The following is a 12,437-nucleotide window of genomic DNA, read 5'->3' as shown; positions in this document are numbered from 1 at the left end:
ATCTGTTTAACTTTCATATAACCAAACGCGAAGGAGAGATAATAACTGATCTATATCTACAGGTTTTGAGATATAATCTGAAGCTCCGGCGGTAATACATTTTTCACGTTCTCCAATCATCGATTTGGCCGTAATAGCTATAATAGGCAGCCTTTTGAATGCGGGCATTTTTCTGATTTCCCTGATAGTTTCATATCCATCCATTTCAGGCATCATCATATCCATTAAAATAACATCTACATCAGGATTCTGCTGAATCTGCTGAAGGGCATGCTTCCCATCCATGGCTACAATCACATCTACTTTATATTTTTCCAGGGCTTTTGTTAAAGAGAAGATATTCCGTACATCATCATCTGTGATAAGTACTTTTTTTCCGCTCAATACTTCTGTTAAAGATCCCAGGGCCTTACTTACGGTGCTTTCAGATGCATTGTTTTTTTCTTCCACCAAATGTAAGAATAAACCTACTTCATCTAAAATTCTTTGATAGGAATGTGCCGTTTTTACAACAATAGAATCTGCATATTGTTTTATTTTCAGTTCTTCTTCCTTCGATAAATTATGCTCTGTAAAAATAATGATAGGAAGATTCTCCAGCCCTTCATAACTTTTGATTGATTCTATTACGTGGTATTCGTTTCCTTTTGAGTTCCCAATATCCAGAATAACGCAGTCAACAAGATCAGAAGTCAATGCTTTTACACTATCTTCCACATTGTGTTCTACGGACAAAGAAATATTAAAATTGCTCAAGAAATAGGATAATGCACTGGCATGTTTGGCATTCTCTTCAACGATAAGAACCTTCTGAGGTCCTTTTTCTAATGCATTTTCAATTTTTCTGAATACATCTGTCATTTTATCCAGTGCTACCGGCTTATTGATAAAATCAACGGCACCTTTCATAAGACTTTCTTTTTGAAGATGCAGAACAGACATCATGTGGACTGGAATATGTTTGGTAGCAGAGTCAGATTTCAACTCATCCATTACTTCCCAGCCGTCTTTTACAGGAAGTTGAACATCCAGTAAAATTGCATGTGGACGATACTGCTGAGCTGCTGACAAACCATGGTCTCCTCTTACCACAACAATACCTTTGTAATTTTGTAAATGGGCAAACTTTAACAAGGCTTTTGCAAAATTAACATCATCTTCTATAATCAAAATAACCTTGTCTCCCTCCTTAATATGATCTCTGTCGTCCGCTACATCTTCAGGAATATCCAATATGTTCAGCTGAACCACCGGTCTTTCGCCCTCATCGAGAATATTCTGAATTTCTTCAACATCTTCACGTATAATCTCTACCAGATCCTGATCTGTTTCAGAATGAACAATTTCAGTGACAGCATGTACAGGAATGACAAAACTAAACTCACTTCCCTTGTTCAATTCACTTTGCAGAACCAGCTCTCCTCCCAGAAGTCTTGCAATTTCACGGCTTATTGAAAGTCCTAAGCCAGTACCTCCAAATTTCCTTTTGGTAGATCCGTCAGCCTGCTGGAATGCTTCAAAGATAATTTTTTGCTTCTCCTCTGCGATCCCAACACCGGTATCTTTTACTAAGAATATAATAAAGTCAGGTTTTTCAGAATGTTTTCTGATATGTAAATCAATGCTTCCTTTTGTTGTAAATTTTAAAGCATTAGACAATAAATTTCTCAATACCTGATCGATTCGGAGACGGTCACTTTCAATAACGGCCTGCACATTTTGATCGATCTGAATATTAAATGGAAGAGCTTTCTCCTGAAATACGGGATTGAAAAGGCTCTTTAAATCTGTTACCACTTCTTCTATGATCACATCCTGATATTCCAGGGTCATTTTACCGGATTCTATTTTCGCTAAATCCAGAATTTCATCAATCAGAGTTAATAAACTGGTCCCCGAGCTTTGAATCACTTTTGCGGATTCCACCTGATCTTCGTTGAGATTTTCATCCGGATTTTCTGCCATCAACCTTGACAGAAGAAGAATAGAATTCAGAGGGGTACGCAATTCATGGGACATATTAGCCAGGAATTCGGACTTATATTTTGTACTTAAGGCCAGCTCCTCTACTTTTTTCTGAATTTCGTTATTACGCTCCGCGATCAAATGGTTTTTTTCTTCCAATAATCTTGAACGTTCTTCGAGTTCAGCATTTGCCTGCATCAGCTCTTCCTGCTGTACTTTCAATTCCTCTTCTGAAGCCTGGAGTTTTTGTGTTTGTGCTTCCAGTTCAGTATTCAGATTTTCCAGTTCAGAATGCTGAACCTGCAATTCTTCAGACTGTGCCTGAGTTTCTTCCAATAGCTGCTGTTCTTTTTCTCTTCCTTTTGCAGCATTCAGCGCAATTCCTACATTGACAGCGCATTCTTTAAAATAGCTGATTCTGTCTTCATCAAAATTAGAAGTTGAACCCAGCTCCAAAACTCCAATTGCATGTCCATCTGCAAAAATAGGAATCAGTATAATTCCGTATATTTTAATAGTGCTGCTGGCAAAGGTTACTACAAAATCATCTTCATGTAGGTTATTATAAACCTTAGTTTTAGAATTAATAAAGGCTTGTCCTACCATTCCTTCTCCGGGTTCAAAAGTCTTTTTCATATTAGCTTCCAGCCCGAATGCTTTATTAAGCTTTAGGATCCCTTCGTCGTACAGATATAATGAACCATTGATACAGTTTCCGTATTCAATCAATTGTTTTAACGCTTTATTGGAAACTTCTTCTACCGACTTATTTCCTACCAGGGATTCATTCAACAAGGCAAGACCTTTCTGCCGCCAGTCACTTTTATTAATTTTATCAAAAGAGATTTTAAGAGATTCTGTCATATGATTAAGAGAATCTACAAGATCTCCCAGGTCGTCCTGTGCATTATCTACAACTTTTTCATTGTAATCGCCATTCGCAACTCTATTTGCAATTTTTTGAATGGCACTTACACGCCGTGTCATCTCCTGATCTTTTTCCTTAAGCATTTTTTCCAGCTTATCTCTTCGAATAAGATCCGCTCTCATTTTGATATAGAAGAAAATCGTCACGACTACTGCGGCCAAGGCGGAAAAAATAATAAAAAGAACAGTTGTACCGGATGAACGGTTTAAGTCTTTGTTTTTAATGTCCAACTGGCTTTCTTCATATTGTACAAAATCATTTACCGCTTTCCTGCACTGATCCATATACGCTTTACCAGTAACGATCTGCTGCTGAGTCATTATGATGCCTCTGCGTCTATTTTCAACCAATTGCTTCAGGTTCTCCATCACCTGATTAACTGCTGTTTTTAAGCCAGCAAGTCTCTCCAATTGATTTTTATCCTGAATTCCTAATGATTCTGCACGTATCAAAGCTTTAGGATATTCTCTCAGACCACGTTTGTATGGCTCCAGAAAATCCTCTCTTCCGGTCAGCTGATACCCTCTGTTACCTGTTTCTGCATCCAGTAATGCTACCAGCACATCTTTCACTGCTGTCACAGAACGTCTGCTTTTTGAAAGACTTTCGCGATGATTCATCTGATTCTGGATACTCCAATATGAAGCCAGTGAACTTGCTATTAAAATCAAAAGGGAAAGACCTACTCCAAACTGAAGATTTCTTATAATTTTTTTCGGCATGCAAATTAATTTAGGGGTAATGTGAAATAAAAAGTAGAACCTTCATCTAAGATACTGGAAACGCCAACACTTCCATGATGCTGTTTGATGATTTCAGAGCAGATAAACAATCCAATCCCCATTCCCTGGAACTGCAGTGAAGATTCTTCTACCCGATAGAATTTTTTAAATACGGCATCCTGTTTAAAATCAGGGATTCCAATACCGAAATCAGTTACATTAACTCTGACCTCCTGTGCTTCTTCATCTACAAAGGTGGTAACAATCACCTGATTGTTATGGGGAGAATATTTAATTGCATTGGTCAGAAAATTAATCAGTACCTGCTCTATACGGATTTCGTCTAATGGGATTAAAATATCTGGTTTGATTCCGTGGCGTTCAATTTTGACTTTACCTTCATCATGGGTCTGCAGTATCGTTTCAATGGCGTTACTGATAACTTTTTCCAGATTAACCTGCTTTTTATTGATTTTCAGTTTTCCATTTTCGATCTTGGAAACATCCAGCAGATCTGTAATCAGTGTATTCAGCTTCTCAATCTGTCCCTGAACTTTCGTCACAAATCCTGCTTCAGGACTGTCTTTATCTAGTTTTAATTTTCTTTCCAATAACTGAACGTATGCTTTAATACTGGTTAAAGGTGTTTTCAACTCATGGCTTGCAATGCTTAAAAATTCATCTTTTTCTTTTTCCACTTTTTTCTGATCATCAATATCAGTAAAAGTTCCAACCCAGTTCTTAATACGGTCTTCATCATAATATACAGGAGTTACTCTCAACAAATGATACCGGTAATGACCGGAAATCACGTTTTTAATTCTAATTTCTAATTCGAGAGCCTTTCCTTTTTTCCTGCATCGCTCAAATTCCTCCTTGATATCATGATCGTCAGGATGTGTTTCTGGGAAATTCTGTTCAGTATCAGAGTACTGATACCATTTACCATTAACAAAATCAATGATTCCTGCTTCATTGAATGTGAATGCAATCTGAGGAAGAGATTCCAGCATTAAATGAAAGTGATCTATCTGAGACTTCATCGTAACCTGAGACTCCCGCCTTCCCTTCACCTCTAATTCAAGATTCTGCTGGGTCTTTTTCATGGCTATATTCTGCTCCTGAAGATTATAGAAAGTTTTTACTTTAAGTAAAAGGATTTCAGGATCTACAGGCTTGGTTACATAGTCTTTGGCGCCGGAAGCATAACCACGTGTTATAAATTTTTTATCTGTATTAACGGCGGATAAAAATATAATAGGAACCTCCTTCGTTTTACTATAATCTGCCAATGTTTCGGCAACTTCAAAACCATCCATATCTGGCATTTGAACGTCTAAAATAATCAGGGCATAGTCATTTTTTAGAGCTTTACCAAGAGCCTCTTCTCCTGAGCTGGCTGTTTCTACTTGGAAGTTTTTTGATTCAAGTAATTTTTGTAGTGAATAAAGATTACTTTGGTTGTCATCAACAATTAAAATCATAGAAATTAAAATCAATAATTAAATACTGGTATTTTAGGTTCAAAAATACTCACAATATTTGAAAAAACAGTAACTTTTAAAGGATTATGATTATACATTCCATACCACATTTTATGGTTGAAACAAGGAAAAATTATGTTTTGTAACGGTACTATATCTTTTTGAAAGCTTTAATTTCTGTATCATTAATTGCTGCAGTACTAATACAGGATGAAATGTCAAAGAAAAGTTTTAGCAAAAGGATTTTCATCCAGAAATGGGTCAACGAAGTAGTCTAAATGTCAGATTGATACGCTCTTTCATAGAGGTCACAGATTTGGCAATCCGGTGTTCCCAGTTTTCCTGTAAATCTCCTTTCATAATCAATAATGAACCATGGGGAAGAGGCAGGCTGTATTTACTCTGATGATGATCTTTTTTCCGGAAATCAAAGTTTCTTGTCTGTCCCAAACTTACCGATGCAATCACCGGGCGGTTTCCATATCTGCTTTCCTTGTCCCGATGCCAGGCAACAGAATCATTGTGATCCCGGTAAAGATTAAGCAATACAGAATTGAACTGATACCCAAAGGTTTGTTCTATTCTTTGTTTTAAGGAAAGTAGTTCCGGAGTCAAGGAATGAGTATCCAGTTCACCATCACCCAAAGGATAAGTATTTTCTGGATCTCCATACCATGCTGTTAAACGTGGTGTCAAAACCATTTTGTCATACATTTTCTGGGTACGTTGTTTCCATGGAGCGGTTTCCAGCAGATGAGCCCTAAGCTGATCCGCTTCTTCCCTGCTCAAAAAATGCTCTCTATACTCCAGAAGGTCCTTTGGAAATTCATATAATTCTTCTGAATCGAACAAGCTGAGCTGGGTCATATTTTTCTAATTTTTTAATACTTTACTATCTTCCAGTTGCTTCCTGAAAATCGTATGCTGTCTCAGAAAACAAAATTGATACAAATAATATCTACAAATATATTAAAATTGATACAAAATAAACCAAGCAATAAAACCTTTCAGGGAAAAAGTAAGCCATGATAAATTTCATAAGAGCTATATAATTATTTTATGTATTTAAACAGATTTCTTTTTTATAACAAATTGTAAACTAAAGATCTGAAATAATTAACACACTCAAAAAAATGAGTGGCAATACTCGTTTCACGCGCTGTATGAAGTCACGTAATGAAGATTTAATACTTTATTAAAAAATAAATTTTCATCTTTGCAGCCTTAAAATCAAACACGCTAGTTTATTTCATGAGCATTACTTTTAAAAAGCGACTTTTTATAGCGCTTGTATTACCTACGGCCGCCATATATTATGGACAGAGTACAAAGGATTCATTAGAAAAATCAAAATCTATTGATGAGGTTATGTTGGTAGGTAGAAACCTTTCCCAAACAGCCAAAGAGAGAAAAACTCCTGTTGCAGTTTCCAACATTAAGGCAGCAGAAATTCAGGAGAAGTTAGGAAATAGAGAATTTCCTGAGATTATGAAGTCTACCCCATCCGTATACGTTACCAAAGTAGGTGGAGGATTTGGAGACAGCAGAATCAACATGAGAGGATTTGATGGTGCCAACATTGCGGTTATTATCAACGGACAGCCGGTTAACGACATGCAGGGAGGTACCGTATACTGGTCCAACTGGACGGGATTGGCAGATATCGCGAGCAATATTCAGATCCAGAGAGGTTTGGGTGCTTCTAAATTTGTAGTTCCTTCTGTAGGAGGAACCATCAATATTGTAACCAAAGCTACCGATTCTGAGCAAAAAGCAATGATTAAGGGAGAAGTTGGAAACGACAACTACTCCAGAATATCAGCAATGTACTCTTCCGGATTAAAGAACAAATGGGGAACCACAGTATTACTTTCCCGCTGGCAGGGTGATGGCTACATCAACGGAACAAAAGGAGAAGGCTATTCTTGGTTTTTCTCAACAGGATTTAAGCCTAATGAAAAGCATGCGTTCAATTTAATTGCAACCGGAGCACCTCAGGTACACGACACCAGAAGATCTTCAGCAACCGGAGCGAATGTAGCAACGCTGCAGCAATTTGATACTTATGGAAGAAGATACAATCCACAAACAGGAATGTTAAATGGTTCTCAATTCAACCTGGCTCCTAACTTCTATCATAAGCCTATTGCATCCTTGAACTGGGACTGGACTATGAATGATAACCTGAAGTTATCTACAGTTCTTTATGGTTCATGGGGACGTGGCGGCGGTGGTACCGGACTTAATGGTTCTATTAAAAACGGCAGCGGACAAACCATGAACTTCATGAATTATGGTGCTGGTGGAGATGGTACCATCAACTGGGATATGATTTACCGTTATAACAGAGGGGGTATGGTAACAGATTATAATGGAAACACCTTCCAGAAATCAACCTTTACTGCGCCTGCGGGCTCTCCCGGTGATTACAACGGACAATATGTAGCGACGCTCAACGGAACCAACGGTATTGTGAGAAAGCAAAGTATTAATGCTCATGACTGGTATGGTGTAATTGCAGACCTTAATTACAAAAAAAATAACTGGACCTTTAACGGAGGTATCGATCTTAAAACTTATAAAGGAACACTGTATGATATTGTGACGGATATGTTAGGATCTGATGCAGTATTTGTTCCCAATACAGCGAATGCTCCAAAAGGATATTATATTAACCAAACCGTAAAACCGGAACCGCTTACGAAGCTTAAAGATGCTCAGAAAGTGTCTATACACAATGAAGGGCTGGTAAAATGGGCAGGAATCTATGGAATGGTTGAATACAGCTCTGAAAAACTAAGTGCATCTGTTCAGGGATCTCTTTCCGAACAATACTATAAGAGAAGAGACTATATGCTGTACACTCCTGGAAACCAGGAAACAAAATGGTATCACAAAACAGGTTATATTGTAAAAGGTGGAGCCAACTATAATATAGATGACCATCATAATGTATTTTTCAATACAGGAGTTATTTCCAGACAGCCGTTATTCAACGCTTTGTTCCCGTCAAATCAGAATATTTACAACGATGCAAAGAATGAAAGAATCTTCTCTGTAGAGTTGGGATATGGTTTCAAATCTCGTTATGTAGATGTGAATATCAATGCGTACAGAACGCAGTGGGATGACAGATTTATTTCAAGAACATTCAATGCTACTTCCGCAGATATTGCAAAGTTCCCTCAACTAAACCTTGGAAATGCTTATTTCTACAATGCTCTGAATGTTGGACAAGTACACCAGGGGATTGAATTGGAAGCAAAAGCAAGACCTTTTAGCAATCTTAAGCTTAGAGGAATGTTATCTTTAGGTAACTGGAAATACAAAGGAAACGCCAACTTCAACATCCTTGATGTTCAAAGCAATCAGGAAGTATCCGGAGCAACAGGAATGATCAATATCAAAGACCTGAAGGTTGGAGATGCTGCTCAAACAACCGCTAGCATCGGGGCTGATTATAATATTACGAAAGCTTTCAGTATTGATGCCAACTGGGAATATTATGACAAATTATATGCACAGTTCAACCCGATCAACTTCCTTACTGAAGCAGCTAGAGAGAAAGGAATTGTAAAGTTACCAAGCTATCATTTATTTGATGTGGGAGCTTCTTACAAGTTCACGATTGATTCGAAAAAATCTTTAACACTGAGAGCTAATGTGTACAACTTATTCAACAAATATTATGTTTCTGAATTAAGCTCTAACATCTTCGCTGGGGATAAAATTGCCAATGGTCCGGATGCCGGAAAAACGTATCAGGATGCAGGCAGAGTGTATCAGGGTATTGCTGATGGTAATACAGGATTTCTTGGTTTTGGAAGAACCTGGTCTGTTGCAGCAACTTTAAGATTCTAAGATAATATCATTTCAATAATGAATCAATTGAATAGGCTGTCCCAAAGTGGGACAGCCTATTTTTATATTGGTCAAAGGCCTGAAGCTTAAAAGTTTTTAGGTTTCTTATTCTGAGCTGCCTGTATTGCTATTTCATCAATGCGATTTTTCCTGGTTTCGGGTCTTTTGGCAAGTATAATCCATTGCAGCATCATTTTTTTTATTGATTTGCTCAAGCTTAAAAAATATGCTTCTGAACCTTCATGAAGTTTAAATGTTTCATTCAGATCTTCCGGAATTATCAATTCTTCCACAGTATCTAAAATAGTCCAGGAACCATTTTCTTTTGCAATCCTGATCGTTTCAAGGCCTGCCTGAGTCATCAGCTTATTTTCAATCAGTCTTTCAACTTTCTCTTTGTTGATCTTTGACCATGTACTCTTGGGTTTTCGCCTGCTGAATAACTGCATAAAAGAACCTTCATCAATTGTTTTCCTCGTACTGTCAATCCAGCCAAAACAAAGTGCTTCATCCACTAGTTCTGTCCAATAAACAACAGGTAGATTAGATTTTTTGGTATTGCATACAAGCCATATAGATTGTTCCACATGATGATTATTTTCTAACCATTCTCTCCATTCTTCTTTTGTATTGACATATACTGTTGATCTTTCTGAAGATGTTCCCATAGTATTGTGTTTTTAAACTTTCTGATAATGTAAAATTAAAAAAAATGAGTGACAACGGTTTGTCAGTATAAAAATTGAATTCTATGCTAAATAGCACACATTTTTTCAATACAATAAATAATTTATTTTATTTCGAATTCTTAACCTGCAGCGCTCTCTGATAAAAAGACTGACTGGCTATTTTCTCTTCCGCTTCATCAATGGCCATCAGCAGATTGTTTGTATTATCGGTAATATCTCCCAAAATCTGTGACATCAGCTCCCAAACGGGTTTCATTTTATCGATGAGTTCCTGACCTTTTGGAGTCAGCTTAAACAATCTCTTGCGCTCGTCCTGCTTATCTTTTTCCCACTGTATCAACTCCAGTTTTTCGAGTTCTTTGAGCAAGGTTATTGTGGAGGGATGGGTGTATCCAATCTCATTGGCTATTTCGACAACGCTTGCTATTTCTTTTTTATAAATGGTAAAAATGACCGGAAACCATTTCAGTTCAAAATCAATTCCGAATGCTTTATAGACCAAGGCTCCGTCTTTCCTCAATTGTTCACTGAGACGGTGCAGTCTGGTGGATATCGCAAGAATTCCTGCTTCGTTGATCACATTCATGTTTAGTCAATATGTAGATGGTAAAAAATATCGTCGGCACTCATTAGAGGAAATTTCACAGGAAGATTTCTTTTCTCAATCTTCACAAACTGATTCCGTTCGTAGAAATGCTGAGCTGCTTTCAATACATTTATGGTTCCTAAATACAGATCATCAATTCCATTTTCCTTGCAAAAAGAAATTAATACTTCTAATAATTCCTGAGCAATATTCAGTTCTTTTCCTCTGAATTCTTTTTTAACAAACATTTTTCTGATCGCTCCTGCCCTTTCATCAAACTTAACCAATGCAATAGAACCCACCAGTTCTCCCTCTACAAAAGCTCCCCAGAAGTTACCTCCGGCCTCCGTATAGAAACTTTCTATCTGCAAAAGATCAGGCTGATCCTGTATCGTAATCGGAATATTAAACTCCTTCTGCTGAATAGTCAAAATCAAGTCAATCGCCTGCTCTGAATATGAATTTCCTATGGTTTGTATCTCCAATTTCATAGTGCTTATATTTTAAAGTACAAAACTACGTAGTTGAATACATATATACAAACAGTTTTTACTTTTTAAAGAATTTTAACATACCTATTTAAAATTGACTTGGACTTTCTGATCGATGCTTTTAAGTCTGGATGGACTTAGTTTTATCTACCTAAAAAATAAAAAAAACGTATGCCGTTTCTGACATACGTTTTCATTATCTAACAAAAATAGTGTTATTTCCAGCCTCCGCCTAAAGCCTGATAAAGCTCTACAGCTGCTTTCATTTTACTATATCGTGCATTGGAAATATTAAGTTCCGCGTTCAATGAATTCACACTTGCATTCAATACTTCAAGGTAGTTTGCCATACCATAGTTCACCAATTCCTGGGAATAGTCAACCGATTTTTTGTAGGCATTCAATTCTTTTTGTTTTAATTCAATAAATGAATCCTGTACAGAAAATACTCTGATTGCATCTGAAACTTCTTTTCCAGCAGTAAGCACTGTTTTTCTGAAGTTTAAATAAGCCGTTTCCTGATTTGCAAGACTTACATCATAGTTGGTCTTGATCTGTCTTTTATTTAAAATCGGCTGTGCCAGCCCTGCTACTACATTCGCGAACAATGAGTTTACACTGAATAAGTGATCAATATCCACAGACTGAAGTCCTCCGCTTCCTGTCAATTTTAAAGTAGGATAAAATTGAGCTTTGGCAGCATTCGTCAATTCGAAAGTATTCATTAAGTTATATTCTGCTCTCATCACATCCGGACGGTTAGCCAAAAGCTGAGCCGGGTAACCCAATTTCAAATCGATCGGAATATTTTGCCCTTCCAGGGTAGATCTTTCAATAGAGTGAGAAGGTTCTCCCATCAAAAGACTCATGGTATTTTCAAGCTGCTGGATCTGTGTATCAATATCAATCAGTAATGATTTGGCATTGAAGACAAGAGCCTCGCTCTGCTGTACTGCTACTTCTGTTACGGTTCCTGAAATTTTCAGAGCTTTGGTAGTCTCTAAGTTTTTCTCACGTACCGCAATAGTTTCTGTAATAATTTTCTTCTGGGCATCAAAAGTCAGCAATTGATAATAAGCAGAAGCGATGGAAGATACCAGGCTGCTTTTTACTGCTTTATGAGCGGCAACAGTTCCTAAATACGTTGCTAATTGTGCTTTCTCCTGTGCTTTTAATTTCCCCCAGATATCTGCTTCCCATCCGATAGTTCCTGTAATGTCAAACTGGTTCACATAACGTCTTTCCCCAATGATCTGTCCAAACTGAGTATTGATTGACTGCGTTTGAAAAGTATAGTTGGGTCCGATAGAAAGTGTCGGCTGATAAGCAGCTTTGCTTTGTTTAAGATACGCCTCTGCAGAATTAATGCTTTCTAAAGCGATTCTGATATCAAGGTTGTTTGCCAGTGCTTTAGAAATATGCCCCTGCAATATGGGGTCTGTGAATATTTCTTTCCATGAAATATCTGCGATACTGGCACTGTCAGAAGGAAGCATATCCGTACGGAAAAGCTTTTCGTCTACAACGTTTTTCGGTCTTTCATACTCTTTTCTTGCCATACATGATGAGACGGCTCCGAGTATGAAAACTGAAAAAGTGATTCCTTTTATGATGTTTAATAAACTCTTCATTATTTAAAATTAGAAATTAGATGTTAGAGGCTAGAAGCTAGATATGATTTTAGACTAATTCCTAATATCCAGCTTCTAAC

8 protein-coding genes are annotated in these 12,437 nt (G+C 37.3%); 1 reads left to right on the top strand and 7 read right to left on the bottom strand.

Annotation, left to right across the window (positions count from 1 at the left end; translation table 11 throughout):
• Positions 1–6 precede the first annotated feature (6 nt).
• From DBR39_RS05430 to DBR39_RS05420, 3 genes are all read right to left on the bottom strand, one after another.
• Positions 7–3,615, bottom strand: a complete 3,609-nt coding sequence (locus tag DBR39_RS05430; RefSeq protein WP_124531186.1) for a response regulator — start codon at positions 3,613–3,615, stop codon at positions 7–9.
• 5 nt (positions 3,616–3,620) lie between these two features.
• Complete coding sequence (locus DBR39_RS05425; protein WP_124531185.1) at positions 3,621–5,099, bottom strand: response regulator; 1,479 nt, start codon at positions 5,097–5,099, stop codon at positions 3,621–3,623.
• A 261-nt stretch (positions 5,100–5,360) separates the two neighbouring features.
• A complete protein-coding gene (locus DBR39_RS05420) occupies positions 5,361–5,966 on the bottom strand; it encodes an alpha-ketoglutarate-dependent dioxygenase AlkB family protein (RefSeq protein WP_124531184.1) in 606 nt (201 codons plus the stop codon).
• Positions 5,967–6,350: 384 nt separating this feature from the next.
• On the opposite strand from DBR39_RS05420, the gene DBR39_RS05415 reads away from it, so the two are divergent.
• Complete coding sequence (locus DBR39_RS05415) at positions 6,351–8,960, top strand: TonB-dependent receptor (RefSeq protein WP_124531183.1); 2,610 nt, start codon at positions 6,351–6,353, stop codon at positions 8,958–8,960.
• An 86-nt stretch (positions 8,961–9,046) separates the two neighbouring features.
• Here the strand turns inward: DBR39_RS05415 and DBR39_RS05410 are convergent, their stop codons facing one another.
• From DBR39_RS05410 to DBR39_RS05395, 4 genes are all read right to left on the bottom strand, one after another.
• A complete protein-coding gene (locus DBR39_RS05410; RefSeq protein WP_124531182.1) occupies positions 9,047–9,628 on the bottom strand; it encodes a YdeI/OmpD-associated family protein in 582 nt (193 codons plus the stop codon).
• A gap of 127 nt (positions 9,629–9,755) precedes the next feature.
• The gene (locus tag DBR39_RS05405) at positions 9,756–10,235 is read right to left on the bottom strand and encodes a MarR family winged helix-turn-helix transcriptional regulator (RefSeq protein WP_124531181.1); all 480 of its coding nucleotides are present in this window, start codon (positions 10,233–10,235) and stop codon (positions 9,756–9,758) included.
• A 2-nt stretch (positions 10,236–10,237) separates the two neighbouring features.
• Positions 10,238–10,726, bottom strand: coding sequence for a GNAT family N-acetyltransferase (locus DBR39_RS05400; RefSeq protein WP_124531180.1), 489 nt, complete (start codon positions 10,724–10,726; stop codon positions 10,238–10,240).
• Between the two features lie 215 nt (positions 10,727–10,941).
• Positions 10,942–12,357 (bottom strand): efflux transporter outer membrane subunit, encoded by a 1,416-nt coding sequence (locus DBR39_RS05395; protein WP_103233436.1) that lies wholly within the window; start codon positions 12,355–12,357, stop codon positions 10,942–10,944.
• Positions 12,358–12,437: the final 80 nt, after the last annotated feature.

The organism is Chryseobacterium sp. KBW03, assembly GCF_003852415.1.
Lineage (GTDB): Bacteria > Bacteroidota > Bacteroidia > Flavobacteriales > Weeksellaceae > Chryseobacterium > Chryseobacterium viscerum.
Note: the sequence above shows the minus strand (reverse complement) of the source record. Positions and strands in the feature narration are given on the sequence as shown.